Source organism: Sphingosinicella sp. YJ22 (genome assembly GCF_011320075.1).
Taxonomy (GTDB): Bacteria; Pseudomonadota; Alphaproteobacteria; order Sphingomonadales; family Sphingomonadaceae; genus Allosphingosinicella.
In genome coordinates this window covers 17,402-38,448 of sequence record NZ_JAANPA010000003.1, presented here as the reverse complement: position 1 = coordinate 38,448, position 21,047 = coordinate 17,402, and the positions used below count along the sequence as shown (strand labels likewise).

The following is a 21,047-nucleotide window of genomic DNA, read 5'->3' as shown; positions in this document are numbered from 1 at the left end:
CTGTTCAATATAGAAAATAGACAGTGATCAATTTCTTCCCTAGGCTACCTCTATGGGCCGCCGATCCGATCATAGCAGGACGGAACTCGAAGCTTTATTCCTCGCTGCGGGCGAGGCGCACATGGCCGAGGCCGGCTTTGCGCGCTTCTCGGCGCGCGAGGTGGCCAAGCGCGTCGGCTATTCGGTCGGCACGCTCTACAACGTCTTCGGCAGCTACGACCGCTTCGTCCTCGCCATCAACACGCGAACGCTGCTCGGCTGGACCCAGGCGCTTGAGGACCGGCTGAGCGGGGCAGGCCCCGACCGTATCGGCGCACTGGTGAACGGCTATTTCGATTTCGCCGAGGCCAATCCCAATCGCTGGATGGCGCTCTACGACCATCGCATGCCGCCGGGCGAGGAGGTGACGGAGCGTTTCAACCAGGCGTTCGGCGGACTGATTGGCATCATCGAACGCGAGGTCGCGGCGGTTCTCGGCAGTCCTGTCGATGCGGTGACTCATGCGCTGACCGGCTCGCTGGTGGCGATCGTCCATGGCCATTGCACCTTCGCCCTCAACGGCACCTACCGCAGCTTCGGCGGCGATCCGCGCGCAGCCGCGCTCGCCCGAATCCGCGCGGCGCTAACGGTGACGCATTACTGAGCCCGAAGGTTGGGCAGCGCCCGCCCCAGCCGCGCCAAGGCCTCGTCCAGGGTCGAGTCCTGCTTGGCGAAGCATAGGCGGACGAGGTGGGTGACCGGGTCCTCCGGATAGAAAGCCGAGATGGGGATGACGGCGACTCCGGCCTTCTCGACCGCCCAGTCGCAGAAGGCCTCGTCGGTCATCGCGATTCCGGAGGCGGCGAGGTCGAGCGACAGGAACCAGGTCGCCGCGCTCGGCTGGGTAATGAGGCCGATGCGGGCGAGACCGGCGGCGAGCCGGTCGCGCGAGCGCTCGAAGCCGGCGCGGCTCTGCTCGATCCAGGCCGCCTCATGGTCCAGCCCCTGCGCCACCGCATATTGCAGGTTGGGCGGGGTGGTGAAGGTGAGGAACTGGTGGGCCCGCGCGAGCACTTTCGCGAGGGCAGGGGCGGCGCACATCCAGCCGACCTTCCATCCGGTGAGCGCGAAGATCTTTCCCGCCGAGCCGATCTTCACGGTTCGCTCGGCCATGCCGGGCTCGGCCGTCAGCGAGCGGTGGCGAGCGCCGTCGAACACGACATGCTCCCACACCTCGTCGCAGATCGCGATGAGGTCGTGCGCGATGCAGAAGCGGGCGAGGGCGGCGCGGTCCTCCGCCGACGCGATCGTCGCTGACGGGTTAAGCGGGTCGTTGAAGATGACGAGCCTGAGCTTCGGCGAAGCGGCGGCCTCGAGCGCTTCGGGCGTGATCCGCCACTCAGGCGGCTCGAGCCGGACGTAGCGGGGCACGCCGCCGGCGCGGCGCACGAGCGGGCCGTAGGCGTCGTAGAGCGGCGGGAACATCAGCACCTCGTCGCCGTCCTCGACGAGCGCGAGGATCGCCGCCGCAATCGCCTCGGTGGCGCCGGAGGTGACCACGACATCGTCGGAGGCGAGATCGAGTCCCTGCTCGCGCGCATAATGCGACGCGACCGCCTGGCGCAGTTCGGACAGGCCCATCATCGGCGGATATTGGTTCGACCGGGTCAGCAGCGCGTCGGCGGCGGCCTGAAGCACCGCCGGCGGGCCGGCGCCGTCCGGGAAGCCCTGGCCGAGATTGATCGCGCCGGTCTCGCGAGCGCGCATCGACATGCGCTCGAAGAAGGAGATCGGCATGGCGGCGTAGAGCGGGTGCATCGGGCTTCCTGGTCAGCTCACGTGCCCGTCATTGCGAGGAGCGGAGCGACGAAGCAATCCAGCAGTGGACTGGATCGCTTCGCTCGCAATGACGATTGGGGGGATCAAAGCGGCAGCTCATCCCAATTGTCGAGCAGATCGGCGGCGTCGCGGTAGATCGCCACCGCGCCCGCGGCGCGAAGCTCCTCGTCGGAGAAGCCGCCGGAGAGGAGGGCGATGCATTCGAGGCCGGCACGCTTGGCGGCGAGCACGTCGTAGGGCGTGTCCCCAACGACGATCGCTTCCTCCGGCTTCAGCCCACCTTTCTCAAGCGCCGCCTCAAAGATGTCGGGGCAGGGCTTGGACGACTCGACGTCGTCCTTGCCGGTGGTGAAGGAGATGAGGTGCTTGCCGAGCAGTTCCTCATAATGGTCGATCTCCTCGCCGCCGGCGGAGGAGGCGAGCACCACCTTGAGGCCCCCGTCCCTGGCGCGACCGAGCAGGTCGGTTGCGCGCGGGAACGGCCGCGCCGTCGGCATCAACTCCTCTTTGTAGATTTCGCCGTGGCGCTCATCGATCGCCTCCAGCTCCTCTTCGCTGGCGTCGGGAAGCAGGCTCGGCAGGAGATTGTCGCCACCCTTGCCGATCTGGCCGTGGATGCGCTCGCGGGTGAATTCGTGGCCGTGCGCTCGAAAGGCTCGGTCCCACGCCTCCACATGCAACTCGTTGGTGTCGACGAGCGTGCCGTCGAGGTCGAACAGGATCGCGCGCAGCCGGGTCATGCCGGCTTAACGCGCTACGCCGTCAGTTCAGTTCCCGACCGATCGGGTAGAGCAAATGGCGGTCGTCATAATAAGCCGAGCGCTCGTAGAATCATTGCAACCGGCGGTCGCCGTCGCGCGCAGGAGCGCCGCGGCGAGAAGACGTGCGACTATGACGGCCGATCCGGACGGGTCAGGCCCTGTTCTTGCGGACGATCGCGAACAGGATGAGGAGGAAGGCGGAGAGCCGGATGGCATAGAGCCAGCTGCGCTCCTCGACCGGGATGTTGCCGAGCGCGAGGGTCGCCTGGACCAGACCGAGCAACAGGAAGGCGATCGCGAACGCCTGGAACAGGGAATCGCGGGTGCGCTGCCAGAAGCGAAGGAAGAACAGGGCGCAGGCCAGGAAGCCGAAGGTGACCGCACCGGCAAGGAAATCGAGCAGGGTCATGCATCCTCCTCGCTGTGGCGCCAGATGAAGCCGAACAGCAGAACGGCGACCGCTGCGAGCGACAACAGCAGCCTGGTCAGGCGGAAGTCGATGGTGGGGATTAGCAACAGGTCGAGGATCACCACGAAATTGTTTCCGGCCAGGAACAGGAAGCAGAGCGAGCTCCACAGCAGCAGCGGCGCACGCGTCTTGCGGTAATTGCGCGCGAGCAGCCCCGCGCACGCCGCGCTGGTGGCGAAGCAGAGGAAATAGACGATGGCGGGGAGGATTTCGGCCATGGTCAGTCCTTCTTGAGTCTGAATGAATCGGCGAAGGCGGTGATGCCCGGATTGGTCGCCGCGACGATCATCCGCCGGACCGCGTCGGGACTGCGCGCATAGAGCTGCTCGGTGCCTTCGACGAGATCGTCGAGCGCCGGGTCGACGGGCTGGTAGCGCGCCGTTCCGCCTTCCTCGACCATGACGAGCCCGGCGACGCACAGCCGTTCAAGGCTGTTGCTGACCACCAGGTCGCTGGCCCGCAGCGATGCCACGATGTCACCACGCGTCCACCATCGCTCGGAATCGCGACGCAGCAGCAGCAGCGTCTCCAGAGACCAGGTGGAGCGAAATGTCGCCCTGATGAAGCTTTCTACCTCTTGGTCGGAGGCCATTCGTCCCAATGTTCCCGCTTGTCCTCTTTCCCGCCGCCCGTTGGGGGGTACCTAACCGCCCAGGCCGGGGAGGCAACCCCTGACCGCCGCTTTTACGATTTTGTTGGAGCGTTTCGCTAAGGCTGGGCTATGAGAACGCCCAGAGGCCGGGGGGCCTGCCAACACTTTGAGGGGGGAGGATAAAGTCTAGGAGTAGCACGTGAACGCCGAGAACCCCCGCGAATTTCTCGACCGCCGCCAGCTCGTCGCTGCTCTGCGCAGCCTCAGGCGCGGCGACTTTTCCGTGCGCTTGCCCGACGACCTCACCGGGGTCGATTCGGAAATCGCCACCCTGTTCAACGAGGTGGTCAGCCTCGAAGAGCAGATGACCAACGAGTTCGAGCGGCTGTCGCGGGTCGTCGGCAAGGAAGGCAAGATCAACCAGCGCGGATCGGTGCGGGGTGCGACCGGCGGCTGGGAATCCAAGCTGAAGGCTCTCAACGAGCTGATCGACGACATGGTCCAGCCGACCGCCGAGGTGTCGCGCGTCATCGGCGCGGTGGCCAAGGGCGACCTTAGCCAGTCGATGACCGTCGAGATCGACGGCCGCCCGCTGCGCGGCGAGTTCCTGCGCATCGGCAAGGTCGTGAACACCATGGTGGATCAGCTCGCCTCGTTCGCGTCGGAAGTGACGCGCGTGGCGCGCGAAGTGGGCACCGAGGGCAAGCTCGGCGGCCAGGCCAACGTAAAGGGCGTCGCCGGCACCTGGAAGGACCTCACCGACAACGTGAACGCGATGGCGACGAACCTGACGTCGCAGGTCCGCAACATCGCCGAGGTGACGACCGCGGTGGCCCTGGGCGATCTGTCCAAGAAGATCACCGTCGACGTGAAGGGCGAGATCCTCGAATTGAAGAACACCATCAACACGATGGTGGACCAGCTCAATTCCTTCGCGTCCGAGGTGACGCGCGTGGCGCGCGAGGTGGGTACCGAGGGCAAGCTCGGCGGCCAGGCGCAGGTGGAGGGCGTCGGCGGAACGTGGGCCGACCTCACCGACAATGTGAACCTGATGGCCGCCAACCTCACCGGCCAGGTGCGCAACATCGCCGAGGTGACCACCGCGGTGGCGCGCGGCGACCTCTCCAAGAAGATCACGGTGGACGTGAAGGGCGAGATCCTCGAGCTCAAGAACACCATCAACACCATGGTCGATCAGCTCAACGGCTTCGCCTCGGAAGTGACCCGCGTGGCGCGCGAGGTGGGTACGGAGGGCAAGCTCGGCGGCCAGGCGCAGGTGCCCGGGGTCGCCGGCACCTGGGCCGACTTGACGGACAGCGTGAACCGCATGGCCGGCAACCTCACCGGCCAGGTCCGCAACATCGCCGAGGTGACGACCGCGGTGGCCAAGGGCGACCTGTCGAAGAAGATCACCGTGGACGTGAAGGGCGAGATCCTCGAGCTCAAGAACACCATCAACACGATGGTGGACCAGCTCAACGCCTTCGCGTCCGAGGTCACCCGCGTGGCCCGCGAGGTCGGCACCGAGGGCAAGCTCGGCGGCCAGGCGCAGGTGCCCGGAGTCGCCGGCACCTGGGCCGACCTCACCGACAATGTGAACCTGATGGCGGCGAACCTCACCGGCCAGGTCCGCAACATCGCCGAGGTGACGACTGCGGTGGCGAGAGGCGATCTCTCCAAGAAGATCACCGTCGACGTGAAGGGCGAGATTCTCGAGCTGAAGAACACCATCAATGTCCTGGTGGACCAGCTCAACGGCTTCGCCTCGGAAGTGACGCGCGTGGCGCGTGAGGTGGGCTCGGAAGGCAAGCTCGGCGGCCAGGCCAAGGTGGAAGGCGTCGCCGGCACCTGGGCCGACCTCACCGACAGCGTGAACCTGATGGCCGGCAACCTGACCGCGCAGGTCCGCAACATCGCCGACGTGACCACCGCCGTGGCCCGCGGCGATCTGTCGAAGAAGATCACCGTCGACGTGAAGGGCGAGATCCTCGAGCTCAAGGACACCATCAACGTCATGGTGGACCAGCTCAACTCCTTCGCGTCCGAGGTGACCCGCGTGGCGCGCGAGGTCGGCTCGGAAGGCAAGCTCGGCGGCCAGGCCAAGGTGGAAGGCGTCGGCGGCACCTGGAAGGACCTCACCGACAACGTGAACGACCTCGCCGCCAACCTCACCGGCCAGGTCCGCAACATCGCCGAGGTGACGACCGCAGTGGCCTTGGGCGATCTGTCTAAGAAGATCACCGTCGACGTGAAGGGCGAGATCCTGGAGCTCAAGAACACCATCAACACGATGGTGGACCAGCTCAATTCCTTCGCATCCGAGGTGACCCGCGTGGCCCGCGAGGTCGGCACCGAGGGTAAGCTCGGCGGCCAGGCGCAGGTGCGCGGAGTCGCCGGCACCTGGGCGGACCTCACCGACAATGTGAACCTGATGGCCGCGAACCTCACCGGCCAGGTCCGCAACATCGCCGACGTGACCACCGCCGTGGCGCGCGGCGACCTTTCCAAGAAGATCACCGTCGACGTGAAGGGCGAGATCCTTCAGCTCAAGGACACCATCAACACCATGGTGGACCAGCTCAACGGCTTCGCGTCCGAGGTGACCCGCGTGGCGCGTGAGGTCGGCACCGAGGGCAAGCTCGGCGGCCAGGCCAACGTGCCGGGGGTCGGCGGTACCTGGAAGGACCTCACCGACAACGTGAACCTGATGGCCAACAACCTGACCAACCAGGTGCGCGGCATCGCCGATGTCGTGACCGCAGTGGCGCAAGGCAACCTCAAGCGGAAGCTGACGCTGGACGCGAAGGGCGAGATCGCGGCGCTGGCTGAGACGATCAACTTCATGATCGAGACGCTGGCGACCTTCGCCGACCAGGTGACCAACATGGCCCGCGAGGTCGGCATCGAAGGCAAGCTCGGCGGCCAGGCGCGCGTGCCGGGCGCTGCCGGCCTGTGGCGCGACCTCACCGACAATGTCAACGCGATGGCGAACAACCTGACCAGCCAAGTGCGCTCGATCGCCGACGTGGCCACCGCCGTGACCAAGGGCGATCTCACCCGCTCGGTCGCCGTCGAGGCGTCGGGCGAGATGGCCGCGCTCAAGGACAACATCAACGAGATGATCCGCAACCTCAAGGAACAGACCTTGAAGAATGCGGAGCAGGACTGGCTCAAGACCAACCTCGCCCGGTTCAGCCGAATGCTGCAGGGCGAACGCGACCTCACCACCGTGTCGAACCTGATCATGTCGGAACTGGCGCCGCTGGTGAACGCGCAATATGGCGTCTTCTACGTCACCTCGCGCGATGGCGAGGACAATGTGCTCGAGCTCGCCGCGAGCTACGGCGCCGAGAGCAAGGAAGAGCTCAAGAGCAAGTTCAAGCTGCGCGAGGGGCTGGTCGGCCAGGCCGCCGCCGACAAGCGGCCGATCCTGCTCGAGAACGTGCCGGGCGACTTCGTCCGGATCGGCTCCGGTCTCGGCCACGCGACGCCGGCCAACGTCACCATCCTGCCCGCTTTGTTCGAGGACGAGGTCAAGGCGGTGATCGAGCTCGCCTCGTTCAGCGAGTTCAACGAGACCCACCAGAGCTTCCTCGACCAGCTGATGGAATCGGTCGGCATCGTGTTGAACACGATCGCGGCGACGATGCGCACCGAGGGCCTGCTCAAGCAGTCTCAGCTGCTCACCCAGGAGCTGCAGGCGCGCCAGACCGAGCTCACCACCAAGCAGGAGGAGCTTCACAACACCAACGAGGAGCTGCAGGAGAAGGCGCAGCTGCTCGAGAACGAGAAGCGGCAGGTCGAGGCCAAGAATATCGAAATCGACATGGCCCGCCGGGCCATCGAGGAGAAAGCCGAGCAGCTCGCGCTCACTTCGAAATACAAGTCCGAGTTCCTCGCGAACATGTCGCACGAGCTCAGGACGCCGCTCAACTCGCTTCTCATCCTGTCGAAGCTGTTGGCGGACAACCCGCACGGCAACCTCAACGAGAAACAGGTCGAGTTCGCCCGCACCATAAACTCGGCGGGCTCGGACCTCCTGAGCCTGATCAACGACATCCTCGATCTGTCGAAGATCGAGTCCGGAACGGTGTCGATCGAGATCGGCGAGATGCCGATGCACGCGCTCAAGCTGCACATGGAGCGGACCTTCCGCCAGCTCGCGGCGGACAAGGACCTCGATTTCCAGGTCCGCGTCGACGAGGATCTGCCCGCGACCATCCGAACCGACGAGAAGCGCCTCCAGCAGGTCGTCCTCAATCTGCTGTCGAACGCCTTCAAGTTCACCTCGCACGGCAGCGTCACGCTCGACGTCAAGCCGGCGACGAGCGGCTGGAGCCCGCACCACCCGGTGCTTCGCGGTGCCGACAAGGCGATCGAGATCTCGGTCACCGACACCGGCATCGGCATCCCGGAGGACAAGCAGAAGCTCATCTTCGAGGCGTTCCAACAGGCCGACGGCACCACCAGCCGCAAATATGGCGGCACCGGCCTCGGCCTCTCGATCAGCCGCGAGATCGCCCGCCTGCTCGGCGGCGAGCTGCAGGTGAAGTCGAAGCCCGGGGAGGGCTCGACCTTCACCTTGTTCGTCCCGCTGAACGCCACCGCGTCGGTCAGCAGCGGCCCGCCCACCACCACCGCCCGCTACGACAATAGCGGCGCGATGGTGCCGCTGGCGCTGCCGATCGGCTTCGACGTCAACGACGACCGCGACGATCTAGGCGATTCGCCGTTCGTCCTGATCGTCGAGGACGACCCGACCTTCGCCGCGATCCTGCTCGACATGGCGCGGGGCGTCGGCCTGAAGGGCGTCATCTCGACCGCGGGCGCGGGCACGCTGGCGCTGGCGCGCAAGCTGAAGCCGCACGCGATCACGCTCGACCTCGGTCTCGCCGACATCGACGGCTTCGTTCTGCTCGACCTGCTGAAACACGACCCGAAGACCGCGCACGTGCCGATCCACGTCATTTCCGGCGCCGACAAGGTCGCCAAGGTGATGGAGATGGGCGCGTTCGGGGTTACCGAGAAGCCGGCCAACGACGCCGAGTTGACCAAGGTCTTCAAGAACCTGGCCAAGGCGATCAAGAAGGATCGCAAGGTCGTCGAGCTGCTGCCGGACAAGTCCAAGGCCCATGAGGTGCCGGAGCTCGCCGGGGCCAAGATCCTCATCGTCGACGACGACATCCGCAACATCTACTCGCTGACCAGCGTGCTGGAGAGCCACGAGGTCGAGGTGCTCCACGCCGAACGTGGCAAGGATGGCATCCTGATTCTGGAACAGACTGCCGGCATCGACATTGCGCTTATCGACATCATGATGCCGGAGATGGACGGTTACGAGACGATGCAGCAGATCCGCCAGCGGCCCCAGCTCGCCGAGCTTCCGTTGATCGCCGTGACCGCCAAGGCGATGAAGGGCGACCGCGAGAAGTGCCTCGACGCGGGCGCGTCGGACTATATCGCCAAGCCGGTCGACATCGACCTGCTGCTCGCGCTGCTCCGCGTGTGGATCGCCCGGGCGCGCGAAAACCCGGTGCGCACCGGCGCGTCGCCGCTCCAGGGTGCCGCCGAGTAACACATGGCTTCGATCAAACCTGCAGCGTCGAAGGCCGCGCCGGCGGCCGCGCCCAAGCTGGCTACGGCCGAAGCGGCCAGCGCGCGCGCCCGAGTGCTCGTGGTCGACGACGACGAGCGCAACCTGCTCGCCATCCGCACCGTGCTCGAGGAAGTCGCCGAAGTGGTCGTCGCGAGCTCGGGCGAGGAGGCGCTTCGCCACCTGCTGAAGGGCGAGTTCGCGGTCATCCTGCTCGACGTCTACATGCCCGGCATGGACGGCTACGAGACCGCCCAGATGGTCCGCTCGCGCGAGCAGACCAAGCGCATCCCGATCGTCTTTCTGTCCGCGGTCAACAAGGACATGGAGCATCTGCTGCGCGGCTATTCGATGGGCGCGGTCGACTATGTCTTCAAGCCGGTCGACGCGACCGTGCTCAGGTCCAAGGTCGCGGTGTTCGTCGACCTGTTCAACATGACCAAGGAGGTCGAGCGCAAGGCCAGGGCCGAACAGGAACTGCTGGACGCCAACCTCAAGGCCAATGCCGAGCTTCTGCGCACCGAGCAGGAGCTGAGGAGGGCGCAGCAGCGCCAGGCCGCGATCATCGAATCGCTGCCGATCATCCTTTACCTGGAGCCGCTCGAGGGCAATCCGCGCCAGCCCGGCTTCGTCAGCGGCAATTTCGAGGCGGTCACCGGGTATACCTACGGCCAGGCGCAGGAACGCGCGGGGCAATGGTCCGAACAGCTGCACCCGGAGGATCGCGAGCGGGTGATGGCGGCGCTCGACGAGCGCAAGCGCACCGGAGCGCTCGCCATCGAGTATCGCTGGCGCTGCGCGAGCGGCGAATACAAGCATTTCCTGGACCAGGCGGTCCTGCTGCGTGATCCCGCCGGCAAGCCGGTCGAATATGCCGGCACCCTGATGGATGTCACCGACCGGCGCCTGCTCGAAAGCCAGCTTGTCCAGGCGCGCAAAATGGACGCGATCGGCCAGCTCACCGGCGGCATCGCGCACGACTTCAACAATCTGCTCGCAGCGGTGCTTGGCGGCCTGTCGATCATCGAGAAACGGCTGCCGCTCGAGGACGACCACAAGAAGATCCTCGGCATGGCGCGGCACGCGGCGGAGCAGGGGTCCGAGCTGGTACGCCGGCTGCTCGCCTTCGCGCGGCGCCAGCAGCTGCAACCTGACCGCATCGAGATCAATCACCTCGCCAAGTCGGTATCGGACCTCGTCGCCCACACGCTCGGCGGCCTGGTCGAGGTCGAGTGGCAGATCGCGGAGAATCCCGGCTGCGCGTTCGCCGACGAGGCGCAGCTCGAGCTCGCGTTGATGAACCTCATCATCAACGCGCGCGACGCCATGCCCGAGGGCGGCACGATCACCGTCGCCGCCGACAATCGCAAGGTGGCGCCGGACCATGGCGAGGGCGACCTCGCGCCCGGCGACTATGTCGTCCTGTCGGTCACCGACACCGGCCACGGCATCGCGCCGGACATGATCGAGCAGGTGATGGAGCCTTTCTTCACCACCAAGGAAGTCGGCAAGGGCACCGGCCTCGGCCTGTCCATGGTCTATGGCTTCGCCAAGCAGTCGGGCGGAGCGATCCGCATCGCGAGCCACGTCGGCAAGGGCACCCGCGTGGAGATTTGGCTGCCGCGGGCGGAGGCGTCCGAAGAGCCCCATCCCGGCAAGGCGCGCGAGACGGCCGAAGAGCCCGACGGCGACCCGCTCAGGATCCTGCTGGTCGACGACCATGACGGCGTTCGCGCGATCACCGCCGGCCTGCTTGGGGACATGGGCCACCAGGTGACCACCGCTGGGGACGGACCGGAGGCCCTGGCCTTGATCCAGGCCGCGGTGGACGGCTTCGACTTGCTGGTCAGCGACTATGCGATGCCCAAGCTGTCGGGCGCCGAGCTGATCCGCCAGGCGCGCGAGCGGATGCCGGGCCTGCCGGCGATCATCATCACCGGCTATGCCGACACGGAATCGATCGGCGAGCGGCCCGCCAACGTCGCCATCCTGCCCAAGCCGTTCACGCCGGAGCAGATGCGGTCATGCCTGACCGCGACGATGGAGGGCGCCAAGGCGGCGGCCTGAGCCAGAATCTGCACCGCAGCTGACTCGCGGGTTCAGGCTCAGGCAGGACGAGTTCGGTTAAGGCGCGGGCAGATCACGCCTTTTCGAGGACCGTTCGATGTTGTTTCACGCCGCCACCCTGTTCGCGTTGTCGCTTGCCGCTTGTGATGGCGGAGCGGCCACGACCGCCGCTTCGGCAGTGCAGGCCCCGGCCGCGGGCGCGTGGACGATCGGTCCGATCATCCGCGGCCGCAATTATTCGCACGGCATGCCGCTGCATCCGACCGCGCTTCGCGGCGGCGGGTTCGCGATCGACCTGCCGCAGGCGCCGGGCAGCGTCCATTACGTCACTTTCCGTCACGGCTCGCTCGCCGGCAAGCGCCGCATCGTCATGCGCTACCGCATCGAGGCGGCGCCCGGCGTGCGCATCGTGCCGCGCACCAATCCCGCGCAGGCGTCGATGATCACGCCGTTCTTCCAGCGCAGCGGCGACAATTGGAGCGCACGCGGCCGCTACGAGGCCTATCGCTGGTACGGCACCTTCGCGACCCACTCGCCGCTACAGCCGGGCACGTTCGAGATGGTCGCGCCGCTCGACGGCAACTGGACCGCGGTCGAGCGGTCGAGCGCCCGGACCAATCCCGCCGGCTTTCGCGACGCGGTCGCCAATGCCGACCAGGTCGGCTTCGTGCTCGGCGGCGGCGACGGCTATGGCCATGGCGTCTACGCCACCGGCCGCGCCCGCCTGATCGTCACCGACTTCCGCGTCGAATAGCCCGCTCAGGCGGGCACGACTTCCTGCTCGATCGCTCCGAAGATGGAGTGGCCGGTCTCGTCCTCCATCCAGATGCGGACGCTGTCGCCATGCTTGAGGAAGGGCGTGGCCGCCTTGCCGTCGAGGATCGTCTCGACGGTGCGCACCTCGGCGAGGCAGGAATAGCCGCGCCCGCCGCGGTCGACCGGCTTGCCGGGGCCGCCGTCGGAGTCGCGGTTGGACACCGTGCCCGATCCGATGATGGAGCCGGCGCCGAGATTCCGGGTCTTAGCGAGGTGAGCGATCAAGGTGCCGAAGTCGAAGGTCATGTCGACCCCGGCGTCGGCGCGGCCGAAGGGCTGGCCGTTGAGATCGACCTTGAGAATGCCGCTGAGCTTGCCGTCCTGCCAGGCGCCGCCGAGCTTGTCGGGCGTGACCAGCACAGGCGACAGCGCGGAGGCGGGCTTTGACTGGACGAAGCCGAAGCCCTTGGCGAGCTCGGCCGGGATGAGGTTGCGCAGGCTCACGTCGTTGACGAGGCCAATGAGCTTGATGTGGCCGAGCGCCTGCTCGCGGGTGCAGCCCTGCGGCACGTCGTCCACCACGACCACCACTTCGGCCTCGAGGTCGCAGCCCCAACTTTCGTCCGCCAGCGGGATCGGGTCGCGCGGGGCCAGAAGTTCGTCGGAGCCGCCCTGGTACATCAGCGGGTCGGTCCAGAAGCTCTCCGGCATCTCGGCGCCGCGTGCTTTGCGCACCAGCTCGACATGGTTCACGTAGGCCGAGCCGTCGGCCCACTGATAGGCGCGGGGCAGGGGGGCGTCGGCCTGGCGCTCGTGGAAGCGCATCATCGGGATGACCTCGTGGGCGAGGTCGGTGGCGAGCAGCTCGAGCTGCGGCGCGACCTCGGCCCAATCGTCGAGCGCGGCCTGCAGCGTCGGCGCGATATGGGTCGCGTCGGCGCACCAAGCGAGATCGTCGCTGACCACGACGAGGCGTCCGTCGCGGCCGCCCTTCAAGGAACCAAGTTTCATTCGGGCAGCCTCGCTTTCGGAAAGCCGCCCCAGGCGGCGTCATAGTCCTTCTGGAGCGCGTCGCTCTCCAGCGCAAACCGGGTCGGGCGATAGGGCCAGCACGTTTCGACCATGAAGGCCATCGTCCCTTCGATCTTGTGCGGCTTCAGCTCCGCCTCGCTCGCCGCCTGCCAGCTCGCCACGTCGGGCCCGTGGCCGGCCATGAGGTTGTGCAGGCTGAGCCCGCCCGGCGCGAAGCCCTCGGCCTTGGCGTCATAGGCACCGTGGATCAGGCCCATGCACTCGCTCATCACGTTGCGATGGAACCAGGGCGGCCGGAACGTGTCCTCGGCGACCATCCAGCGAGGCGGAAAGATGACGAAGTCGGCATTGGCCCGGCCCTGCACGTCGCTGGGCGAAGTCAGAACGGTGAAGATGCTGGGATCGGGGTGGTCGTAGCTGATCGTGCCGATCGTGTTGAACAGGCTCAAATCGTACTTCCACGGCGCGAGATTGCCGTGCCAGGCGACAACGTCGAGCGGGCTGTGGCCGAGCTCGGTGACCCACAGGGACCCAAGCGATTTTTGCACGAGCTCGAACGGCTCGTCGCGGTCTTCGAACCAGGCGCGAGGGGTGAGGAAATCCCGTGGATTGGCTAGGCCGTTGGAGCCGATCGGGCCCAGATCGGGCAGGCGGAACAGCGCGCCCTGGTTCTCGGCGACATAGCCGCGGGCCTGGCCGTCCGGAAGCATGACCCGGAAACGCACCCCGCGCGGAACCAGCGCGACCTCGCCTGGTGAAAGGTCGACGCGGCCGAGCTCGGTCAGTAGCTCGAGCCGGCCCTGCTCGGGGATGATCAGCAATTCGCCGTCGGCGTTGAAGAAGGCGCGCCGCTCCATGTCCCTGGTGGCGCGGTAGACATGGACCGCGACGCCCTCGAGACTTTCAGGCGAGCGGTTGGCCATCATCGTCACGAGGCCGTCGACGAAGTCCGTCGGCTCGCTCGGCAGGTCGAGCGGGTTCCAGCGCAGGCGGTTGGGCGGCAGCGGCTTGTCCAAGGTGCCCGGCGCGAACAGCTTGGCGCCGTCGTAGCGGCGATAGGGTGGGTGCTCGGCCGACGGCCGCAGCCGGTACAGCCACGACCGCCGATTATGGTCGCGCGGCGCCGTGAAGGCCGTCCCGCTCAGCTGCTCGGCATAGAGCCCGAACGGCGGCCGCTGCGGCGAATTGCGCCCCTTCGGCAGCGCCCCCGGCACCGCCTCCGTCTCGAAATGCCCGCCGAAGCCGGGGAAGTAATCCGCCACGTCCTGCTCCCGCGCGACGGGTGGGCTCACGCCTCGGCTTTCGCGGGGATCACCCCGCGGCGGATCTGGTCGAGCTCGATGCTCTCGAACAAAGCCTTGAAATTGCCCTCGCCGAAGCCCTCGTTGCCCTTGCGCTGGATGATCTCGAAGAAGATCGGCCCGACCATATTCTCGGTGAAGATCTGCAGGAGCAGGCCCTCGCCGGTCTCGGGCGAGCCGTCGATCAGGATGCGGCGGTCGCGCATCGCCTGAACGTCATGCTCGTGATGCGGGATGCGCTGGTCGATCATGTCGTAATAGGTGTCGGGGCTGTCCTGGAACTTGACGCCCGCGGCGCGGAGCTGGTCGACCGTCTTGAAGATGTCGTCGGTCGCGAAGGCGAGGTGCTGGATGCCCTCACCCTTATATTCCTTCAGATATTCCGCGATCTGCGAATAATCGTCCTGGCTCTCGTTCAAGGGGATGCGGATCTTGTCGTCGGGCGCGGTCATCGCCCGCGACAGCAGGCCGGTCTGCTGGCCCTCGATGTCGAAATAGCGGATCTCGCGGAAGTTGAAGATGCGCTCGTAGAAGGACGCCCAGTGGTTCATCCGGCCGCGGTTCACATTGTGGGTGAGGTGGTCGAGCGTGTGGAGGCCGGCGCCGGGGCCGCACTCGGCGATCGTCTCGAAATCCTGCTCGTAGAGGCGCTCCTGGGCGGAGGGATCGACGAGATAGAGATAGGATCCGCCGATCCCTTCCAGCGCCGGCAGGTCGAGGTCGCCCTTGGTCTCGGTGGCGCCGCGCTCGACCGCGAGCTTGAGCGCCGTGGCGGAATCCTCGACGCGGAACGCCATCGCGCTGGCCGAGGGGCCGTGGGCGGCGCGGAACTCGGCGGCGTGGCCGGTCGGCTCCATGTTGAGGATGAAGTTGACGTCGCCCTGGCAGTAGCGGCGGATCGCCTTGCCGCGGTGGTTGCCGACATGGGTGAAGCCGAGCCTGGTGAACAGGCCGGCGAGCGCCTCCGGATCGGGGCCGGTGAACTCGACGAATTCGAAGCCGTTGAGGCCGATCGGGTTCTCGCGAACCGTTTGCTGCGTCGCCATGGCGCGCTCCTTCTCAAGCAACAGGATGGGTCGGCGCCCCTCCTACTCCGGCGTGGCGGGGCGGGGAAGTCCTAGGCGAATGCGGATCACGGCGCCGGTCGACCCACGACCGACCAATCGACGGGTTAGCGCGCGGTCTACGAACAGGGAAGGAATGGCTGGCGCACCCGACAGGATTCGAACCTGTGACCTCTGCCTTCGGAGGGCAGCGCTCTATCCAGCTGAGCTACGGGTGCATCGCGCGGGAGGAGGGGCGTCTAGCAAAAGGAAAAGCGGCGAGCCAGCCCCTATCCGCGCGGCGGGACGGTGATCTGCTGAAAGCTGCCGAGGCCGCAGCTGGCGCGGGCGCTGCCGTCGGCGCGCACCAGGGTGATGGTGTCGGTGCTGCACAGCCGGTCGGTCGCGCTGCGCTGTATGAATCGGCTCCCGCGAAGGCCCTGGCAGATTTGCGGAAGGCGGTTGCGCATGAGTCGGCCATCGTCGAGCGAGAAGTCGACCGTGCGGTCGTCGCGCACCGCGGTGCCGGCGATCCGGGCCTTCTCAACGCAGCTCACCGGCGGCGCGACCGGGTTGGCGGTGGCGAGTGCCCAGGCGTCGGTCGAGCGCACGGCGCCGTCGTCGCCGGTGCAGCCGGCGAGCCCGCCGAAGGCGATTGCCGCGACAGCGATCGGAAACCTCATGCCTTCACCCCCTTCTTGGCCAGCCGCGCCGGCACCGTGCCCGGCGGCGGCGTCTTGGGCTGGTAGCGGCACAGATGCGCGACGACGCAGCGCCAGCATTCCGGCTTGCGCGCCTTGCACACATAGCGGCCGTGCAGGATTAGCAAATGGTGGGCGTCGCGGCGATAGGGCTGGGGGGTCACCTTATCGAGCTTGGTCTCGACCGCGAGCACGGTCTTGCCGGGCGCAAGGCCGGTGCGGTTGGCGACCCGGAACACATGGGTGTCGACCGCGAACGTCTCGTGCCCGAACGCGGTGTTCATCACCACGTTGGCGGTCTTGCGGCCGACGCCGGGCAGCGCCTCGAGCGCGTCGCGGTCGGCCGGCACCTCGCCGCCATACTGGTCGACCAGGATGCGCGACAGGGCGATGACGTTCTTGGCCTTGGTGTTGAACAGGCCGATCGTCTTGATGTGCTGCTTGAGGCCCTCCTCGCTGAGCGCGACCATCGCCTGCGGAGTCCGCACCTTGGCGAACAGGTCGCGGGTGGCGAGGTTGACTCCGGCGTCGGTCGCCTGGGCCGACAGCACCACCGCGACGAGCAAGGTGTAGTCGTTGACGGATTTGAGTTCGGTCTTGGGGTTCGGCGTGCGCTCCGCGAGCAACCGGTAGAATTCCGGTATATCCTTTTTCAGCATCGGCCTTACCGCTCGGCCCGAGCCTGCCGACGACCTGTCCTCCCCCTCTCCCATACGGGCGGGATGTCGGCAGGCTCAGCTCTTCCCCCGATCATCAGAGGCCGAGCACGTCGGTCATCGCGTAGCGGCGGGCCGGGCGGCCGTGCAGCCACAAGGCCGCCTGCACCGCGCCGCGGGCGAAGATGTCGCGGCTCTCGGCGCGGTGGCCGAGCTCGATCCGCTCCCCCTCCGCGGCCAGCACGACCTGGTGGTCGCCCGCCACCGATCCGCCGCGCAGCGAGGCGAAGCCGATGGCGCCGCTCTGGCGCGCCCCGGTGATTCCATCGCGGCCGCGCTCGCTATGGGCGGCGAGGTCGATCCCGCGCCCCGCGGCAGCGGCCTCGCCGAGCAGCAAGGCGGTGCCGGATGGCGCGTCGACCTTGTGGCGGTGGTGCATCTCGACGATCTCGATGTCCCAGTCCGGCCCCAGCCGCGCCGCCGCCTCGCGCACGAGATGTGCGAGCAGGTTGACCCCGAGTGACATGTTGGCGGCCTGGAGCACCGGGATGCTCCGAGCGGCGCGGTCGATCGCGGCGTGATGCTCGTCGCCGATGCCCGTGGTGCCGATCACGACCGGTTTCCCCGCGGCCTCGGCGGCGGCGAGCGTTCCGGCCAGCGCGGCGGGCGAGGAGAAGTCGATCAGCACGTCGCAGGCCTCGGCCAGCCAGGTGGGATCGTCGCCTCGGTCCGCGCCGCCGACGAGCCGCGCGCGTTCATGCTCCTTGAGGACGGCGGCGATCGCGCGCCCCATCCGTCCCTTCGCTCCGACGATGCCGATGCCGATCATGCGGCCTCATGTCGCGGAAAGCGGCCTCCTGCGCAACCGGGACGGGGGCGGAACAGTCGGAACCAACGGGCGTTAACCCCCGCAATCCAACTTGCCGGAGTAATTCAAATGGCCGAGCGTGATCGTGAAACCGTGGTGGTGACAGACGGCGATCGTGGCGGTGGCGGCGCCGTCCTCGCGGTCGTCCTGCTCATCGCCGTGCTGGTGGTGCTGTTCCTGGTGTTCGGCGGCACCGAGATGTTCAGCGGCGGCTCGGACCCGACCGAGATCAAGGCCGACATCAACGTCAAGCCGACCACCAACTAGAGCACGCCCGAGATCGAAGGGGGCGCGAGGTTCAATCGGCCTCGCGCCCCTTTTTTGTTGTTTCGGGGCGGGCCGGATCAGGCGGCGGAACGGCTTCCCGATCGTCCATCGAGCGGCTCAGAGGCACGCCAGCGGCCTTCTTCGCTGCGTTCCAGCGGCCGCGCGCAGGATTCGCAGATGGCGGCATAGCCGCCCTGCCGGCGCGAGATGGATTGGAGGGAGGGGCGATGGTGGCCGAACAGACAAGCGATACTCATGTGCCCACAGATAAGCTCATGGGAGTCGGGCAAGAAGCTGGGAAGCGACGAGCCGATTCAGGTTCCGGGCGCCCTGTGGCCGAATTGCTTCAGCTCTGCGGCTGGTGCCCTGGCCGGTCCTAGTGGCGTGCGACCGCCATCGTCGCCCTGCTTGCGCCCGGCGCCCCGCCAGGCGCGAAATTGTCATAGATGGCGCGCGCCGCGCTGGCGATGACGGCGGGGCGGTTGGAGCCGTAGCGGGCGAAGAAGGCGACTGCGATGCGCTGGCCGTCGGGCAGGGTGAGGAACCCGACGTCGCCGGTGTAGCCGTTCAAGGTGCCGGTCTTGTTCTCGACATGGGTGCCGGGCGGCAGCAGGCCGCGGATTCGGTTGGATCCGGTGCGGCAGCGGGCCATCATGTCGAGCAGCATGGCGCGGCTGTGCGGCTGCAGCACCCTGCCGCTGTCGATCAGCCGGAGCAGGTTGAGCATCGCCACGGGCGTGCTGGAATCGCGCACGTCGCGCAGGTCGCGGCGGGCGGCGAGCAGCTGGGCGATGGTCCGGTCGACACGCATGCCGGTGACTCCGTGGCTCCGCAGCCACTCGTCCACCACCGCTGGGCCGCCAAGCATCGCGATCAACTGGTCGGTCGCGCGGTTGTCGCTGCGCGTGATCATCGCATCCATCAGCCTGCGGGCGCTGACGCCGCCGACACTGTCGTCGAGGCTGCGCCGACCGGCCTCGACGTCGTCGAGATAGGCGGCGGCGACGGCGATCTTCATCGTGCTCGCCATTGGGAAGGCTTGGTCGCCATTGAAGCTGACTGTCTCGCCGGTCGCGAGATCGAGCGCGGCGAAGCCGTAGTCGCCGGGATTCTCGGTCGCCAGCGCGGCGAGCCGTTGCTCGAGCGGCTGAAGCCGCGCCGAAGTCTGGGCCCAGGCAGGCTGAGCAACGAGAGCGAGAATCCAGACCAGCCACGCAAAACGCCGCATGTGCACACCCCACCAATAACGCGAGACCCTTGCCCGGGCCCAGGACCGTGTTCTTCCATCAGATTTCCCGATGCGGCGAGACCCTGCGGTTAATTTGATCCCGTCCCTGCGACGTGCCGAGATTTTTTTGCGCCGATCGGACGCGGCGCGACGTGATCGGGCGGCTCCCTCGCGAAGTTTCGATGCACCGGCTAAGCGGGGCGGATGGATTTCAGCGACATCCGCAACATCGTCATCCTCACCGGCGCCGGCATTTCGGCGGAATCCGGCGTTGCGACGTTCCGCGGCCCGGACGGCCTGTGGGAAGGGCACCGCGTCGAGGACGTCGCGACGCCCGAGGGCTTCGCGCGCGATCCGGCGCTGGTCCAGCGCTTCTACGACGCGCGGCGGGCGCGGCTGCACGAGGTCGAACCCAACGCCGCCCATGCGGCGCTGGCGCGGCTCGACAAGGAGTGGAAGGGCGGCCTCCTCATCGTCACCCAGAATGTCGACGACCTCCACGAGCGCGCAGGGGCCAGTCGCCTGCTCCACATGCACGGCGAGCTCAAATCCGCCTGGTGCCGCGCCTGCGACGCGCGCTCGCCGTGGCAAGGGGAATTGGCCAACGGCCCGGACTGCCCGACATGCGGCGTCGCGGGGAAGCTTCGGCCCGACATCGTGTGGTTCGGCGAGATGCCCTATGAGATGGAGCGGATCGACAGGGCGCTGATGGAGGCGGACCTGTTTGTGTCGATCGGCACGTCGGGCGCGGTCTACCCCGCCGCCGGCTACGTCCAGACCGCCCGCTATTGCGGCGCCCGCACGCTCGAGATGAACCTCGACCCGCGCCAGGGCAGCATCTTCTTCCACGAAACGCGGATCGGCAAAGCGGGCGAGCTGGTGCCGGCCTGGGTGGAGGAGGTGCTGGCGGCGAACCCCTGAGTCAGCCCGGCTCGCCGGCCACCGTCGTGTCCGCCGCCGGCTGGACGACGCCTTCCTCGCGCATGTCCTGCTTGGTCGGGCGGTGAGGGAAGCCCTCGAACACGGTGCTCAGCCGATAGGGCTCGACTCCGTCGCTGGAGATCAGTGAGACCGATGCGTTGGCCGGGTTGGGCTGGGCCTGGAACCATTCGGGCGTCAGGTGGAGCCACTGCATGATGAAGGCGCGCAACGTGACGCCGTGGCTGACGATGACGAAATTGCGGATTCGCCAGCCATTCTCGCGCTCGCGATTGTCGCGGATGAGGGTGCCGAACACGCCCTTCACACGGTCGGCGACCTGGACCCGGCTCTCGCCCAAGGGCATCGGCGCGAAGAACTCGCCCTCGAAATCGACATGCTTCTGATAATGGGCGTGCTCGCGTGGGAAGAGCTGGGGCAGTTCCTCGTCGGCGATGCCGTCGAATAGGCCGAAGCTCATTTCCCTGAGCGCCAGCTCCTCGATCCGGTCGTACGCGACGTCGTTGGCCTTCAGCCCCGCCTCGATGCCGGCGCAGGTCTCGCGCGTGCGCTGGTAGGGCGAACACAGGATGCGGGTGCCGCCCGGCTCCTGCGTCTTCAGCCAGGCCGCGACCGCGTCGCCCGCCGCGCGCGCCTGCTCGTGGCCCTGGGGCGCCAGCGGTACCTTGGGGTCGGGCAAGCGCTGATAGAGGCTGCGGTCGAGATTAGCCGCGGACACCGCGTGGCGGACGAGCAGGATGTTGATCGGACGCGGCATGGCTGGGCGATAGGCGAACGCGCGGGCGCTCTCAACGTGCCCCGGTTGCCGCAGTGCAGCAATTCGGCTATTGGCTCGATCGCTATGAACGCGACCAGCACCCTTCGTCTCGAAGTCGGTAGCCCCTGGGGCTGACCGGGCGCGTCGTTGCGCCCGTGACGAGGGCGCAGCGCCAGCTGGTCGAACTTTCCTCCATAGT

The 21,047-nt window shown here is 67.3% G+C and carries 19 protein-coding genes and 1 tRNA gene; 6 read left to right on the top strand and 14 right to left on the bottom strand.

Annotated elements, in window-relative coordinates; translation table 11 throughout:
• Positions 1 to 52: 52 nt before the first annotated feature.
• Positions 53 to 643 carry a TetR/AcrR family transcriptional regulator gene (locus G7B71_RS02210; RefSeq protein ID WP_166037435.1) on the top strand — a complete coding sequence of 197 codons (591 nt, stop codon included), beginning with the start codon at positions 53 to 55 and terminating at the stop codon, positions 641 to 643.
• On the opposite strand, the gene G7B71_RS02205 is transcribed toward G7B71_RS02210, so the two are convergent.
• From G7B71_RS02205 to G7B71_RS02185, 5 genes are all read right to left on the bottom strand, one after another.
• Positions 637 to 1,797, bottom strand: coding sequence for an aminotransferase (locus G7B71_RS02205; protein WP_166037433.1), 1,161 nt, complete (start codon positions 1,795 to 1,797; stop codon positions 637 to 639). The genes G7B71_RS02210 and G7B71_RS02205 overlap by 7 nt on opposite strands.
• A 104-nt stretch (positions 1,798 to 1,901) precedes the next feature.
• Positions 1,902 to 2,558 (bottom strand): HAD family hydrolase, encoded by a 657-nt coding sequence (locus G7B71_RS02200; RefSeq protein ID WP_166037431.1) that lies wholly within the window; start codon positions 2,556 to 2,558, stop codon positions 1,902 to 1,904.
• A 172-nt stretch (positions 2,559 to 2,730) separates the two neighbouring features.
• Positions 2,731 to 2,988 (bottom strand): DUF5985 family protein, encoded by a 258-nt coding sequence (locus G7B71_RS02195; protein ID WP_166037429.1) that lies wholly within the window; start codon positions 2,986 to 2,988, stop codon positions 2,731 to 2,733.
• Positions 2,985 to 3,266, bottom strand: a complete 282-nt coding sequence (locus G7B71_RS02190) for a DUF5985 family protein (RefSeq protein ID WP_166037427.1) — start codon at positions 3,264 to 3,266, stop codon at positions 2,985 to 2,987. The genes G7B71_RS02195 and G7B71_RS02190 overlap by 4 nt, the downstream gene beginning before the upstream one ends.
• A 2-nt stretch (positions 3,267 to 3,268) precedes the next feature.
• Entirely contained in the window at positions 3,269 to 3,640 is a 372-nt protein-coding gene (locus tag G7B71_RS02185) for a TrmB family transcriptional regulator (protein WP_166037425.1), read from the bottom strand.
• Between the two features lie 199 nt (positions 3,641 to 3,839).
• Here G7B71_RS02185 and G7B71_RS02180 point away from each other — a divergent pair, with 199 nt between their 5' ends.
• From G7B71_RS02180 to G7B71_RS02170, 3 genes are all read left to right on the top strand, one after another.
• On the top strand, positions 3,840 to 9,215 hold the full coding sequence (locus G7B71_RS02180) for a HAMP domain-containing protein (protein ID WP_166037423.1): 5,376 nt from the start codon (positions 3,840 to 3,842) through the stop codon (positions 9,213 to 9,215).
• Between the two features lie 3 nt (positions 9,216 to 9,218).
• Positions 9,219 to 11,300, top strand: coding sequence for a response regulator (locus G7B71_RS02175; protein WP_166037421.1), 2,082 nt, complete (start codon positions 9,219 to 9,221; stop codon positions 11,298 to 11,300).
• Between the two features lie 97 nt (positions 11,301 to 11,397).
• Positions 11,398 to 12,054, top strand: coding sequence for a hypothetical protein (locus G7B71_RS02170; RefSeq protein WP_166037419.1), 657 nt, complete (start codon positions 11,398 to 11,400; stop codon positions 12,052 to 12,054).
• 5 nt (positions 12,055 to 12,059) lie between these two features.
• Here G7B71_RS02170 and G7B71_RS02165 read toward each other — a convergent pair whose 3' ends face one another.
• The 7 genes from G7B71_RS02165 to dapB all read right to left on the bottom strand — a co-directional run bounded on the left by G7B71_RS02165 (position 12,060) and on the right by dapB (position 17,618).
• On the bottom strand, positions 12,060 to 13,067 hold the full coding sequence (locus G7B71_RS02165) for a fumarylacetoacetate hydrolase family protein (protein WP_166037417.1): 1,008 nt from the start codon (positions 13,065 to 13,067) through the stop codon (positions 12,060 to 12,062).
• On the bottom strand, positions 13,064 to 14,350 hold the full coding sequence (gene hmgA / locus G7B71_RS02160; RefSeq protein WP_166037415.1) for a homogentisate 1,2-dioxygenase: 1,287 nt from the start codon (positions 14,348 to 14,350) through the stop codon (positions 13,064 to 13,066). Before hmgA ends, G7B71_RS02165 begins: the two co-directional genes overlap by 4 nt.
• 26 nt (positions 14,351 to 14,376) lie before the next feature.
• Positions 14,377 to 15,435 carry a 4-hydroxyphenylpyruvate dioxygenase gene (gene hppD / locus G7B71_RS02155; protein WP_166037413.1) on the bottom strand — a complete coding sequence of 353 codons (1,059 nt, stop codon included), beginning with the start codon at positions 15,433 to 15,435 and terminating at the stop codon, positions 14,377 to 14,379.
• 159 nt (positions 15,436 to 15,594) lie between these two features.
• Positions 15,595 to 15,671 (bottom strand) — tRNA-Arg (locus G7B71_RS02150).
• A 51-nt stretch (positions 15,672 to 15,722) separates the two neighbouring features.
• On the bottom strand, positions 15,723 to 16,115 hold the full coding sequence (locus tag G7B71_RS02145; RefSeq protein WP_166037411.1) for a hypothetical protein: 393 nt from the start codon (positions 16,113 to 16,115) through the stop codon (positions 15,723 to 15,725).
• Positions 16,112 to 16,792, bottom strand: coding sequence for an endonuclease III (gene nth / locus G7B71_RS02140; protein ID WP_166037409.1), 681 nt, complete (start codon positions 16,790 to 16,792; stop codon positions 16,112 to 16,114). The genes G7B71_RS02145 and nth overlap by 4 nt, the downstream gene beginning before the upstream one ends.
• 94 nt (positions 16,793 to 16,886) lie before the next feature.
• Complete coding sequence (gene dapB / locus G7B71_RS02135; protein ID WP_166037408.1) at positions 16,887 to 17,618, bottom strand: 4-hydroxy-tetrahydrodipicolinate reductase; 732 nt, start codon at positions 17,616 to 17,618, stop codon at positions 16,887 to 16,889.
• A 108-nt stretch (positions 17,619 to 17,726) separates the two neighbouring features.
• On the opposite strand from dapB, the gene G7B71_RS02130 reads away from it, so the two are divergent.
• Positions 17,727 to 17,924 (top strand): hypothetical protein, encoded by a 198-nt coding sequence (locus tag G7B71_RS02130; protein WP_166037406.1) that lies wholly within the window; start codon positions 17,727 to 17,729, stop codon positions 17,922 to 17,924.
• Positions 17,925 to 18,300: 376 nt separating this feature from the next.
• Here the strand turns inward: G7B71_RS02130 and G7B71_RS02125 are convergent, their stop codons facing one another.
• Positions 18,301 to 19,152 carry a serine hydrolase gene (locus tag G7B71_RS02125; RefSeq protein ID WP_166037404.1) on the bottom strand — a complete coding sequence of 284 codons (852 nt, stop codon included), beginning with the start codon at positions 19,150 to 19,152 and terminating at the stop codon, positions 18,301 to 18,303.
• Between the two features lie 204 nt (positions 19,153 to 19,356).
• On the opposite strand from G7B71_RS02125, the gene G7B71_RS02120 reads away from it, so the two are divergent.
• Positions 19,357 to 20,073, top strand: coding sequence for an NAD-dependent deacylase (locus G7B71_RS02120; RefSeq protein ID WP_166037395.1), 717 nt, complete (start codon positions 19,357 to 19,359; stop codon positions 20,071 to 20,073).
• 1 nt (position 20,074) lies between these two features.
• On the opposite strand, the gene G7B71_RS02115 is transcribed toward G7B71_RS02120, so the two are convergent.
• Positions 20,075 to 20,848 carry a histidine phosphatase family protein gene (locus tag G7B71_RS02115; protein ID WP_166037394.1) on the bottom strand — a complete coding sequence of 258 codons (774 nt, stop codon included), beginning with the start codon at positions 20,846 to 20,848 and terminating at the stop codon, positions 20,075 to 20,077.
• Positions 20,849 to 21,047: the final 199 nt, after the last annotated feature.

What these genes read in the sequence shown, in the direction of transcription:
- G7B71_RS02210 (WP_166037435.1), top strand. Translation starts at nt 53, where the DNA reads ATGGGCCGCCGATCCGATCATAGCAGGACGGAACTCGAAGCTTTATTC.
- G7B71_RS02205 (WP_166037433.1), bottom strand. Translation starts at nt 1,797, where the DNA reads ATGCACCCGCTCTACGCCGCCATGCCGATCTCCTTCTTCGAGCGCATG.
- G7B71_RS02200 (WP_166037431.1), bottom strand. Translation starts at nt 2,558, where the DNA reads ATGACCCGGCTGCGCGCGATCCTGTTCGACCTCGACGGCACGCTCGTC.
- G7B71_RS02195 (WP_166037429.1), bottom strand. Translation starts at nt 2,988, where the DNA reads ATGACCCTGCTCGATTTCCTTGCCGGTGCGGTCACCTTCGGCTTCCTG.
- G7B71_RS02190 (WP_166037427.1), bottom strand. Translation starts at nt 3,266, where the DNA reads ATGGCCGAAATCCTCCCCGCCATCGTCTATTTCCTCTGCTTCGCCACC.
- G7B71_RS02185 (WP_166037425.1), bottom strand. Translation starts at nt 3,640, where the DNA reads ATGGCCTCCGACCAAGAGGTAGAAAGCTTCATCAGGGCGACATTTCGC.
- G7B71_RS02175 (WP_166037421.1), top strand. Translation starts at nt 9,219, where the DNA reads ATGGCTTCGATCAAACCTGCAGCGTCGAAGGCCGCGCCGGCGGCCGCG.
- G7B71_RS02170 (WP_166037419.1), top strand. Translation starts at nt 11,398, where the DNA reads ATGTTGTTTCACGCCGCCACCCTGTTCGCGTTGTCGCTTGCCGCTTGT.
- G7B71_RS02165 (WP_166037417.1), bottom strand. Translation starts at nt 13,067, where the DNA reads ATGAAACTTGGTTCCTTGAAGGGCGGCCGCGACGGACGCCTCGTCGTG.
- hppD (WP_166037413.1), bottom strand. Translation starts at nt 15,435, where the DNA reads ATGGCGACGCAGCAAACGGTTCGCGAGAACCCGATCGGCCTCAACGGC.
- G7B71_RS02145 (WP_166037411.1), bottom strand. Translation starts at nt 16,115, where the DNA reads ATGAGGTTTCCGATCGCTGTCGCGGCAATCGCCTTCGGCGGGCTCGCC.
- nth (WP_166037409.1), bottom strand. Translation starts at nt 16,792, where the DNA reads ATGCTGAAAAAGGATATACCGGAATTCTACCGGTTGCTCGCGGAGCGC.
- dapB (WP_166037408.1), bottom strand. Translation starts at nt 17,618, where the DNA reads ATGATCGGCATCGGCATCGTCGGAGCGAAGGGACGGATGGGGCGCGCG.
- G7B71_RS02130 (WP_166037406.1), top strand. Translation starts at nt 17,727, where the DNA reads ATGGCCGAGCGTGATCGTGAAACCGTGGTGGTGACAGACGGCGATCGT.
- G7B71_RS02125 (WP_166037404.1), bottom strand. Translation starts at nt 19,152, where the DNA reads ATGCGGCGTTTTGCGTGGCTGGTCTGGATTCTCGCTCTCGTTGCTCAG.
- G7B71_RS02120 (WP_166037395.1), top strand. Translation starts at nt 19,357, where the DNA reads ATGGATTTCAGCGACATCCGCAACATCGTCATCCTCACCGGCGCCGGC.
- G7B71_RS02115 (WP_166037394.1), bottom strand. Translation starts at nt 20,848, where the DNA reads ATGCCGCGTCCGATCAACATCCTGCTCGTCCGCCACGCGGTGTCCGCG.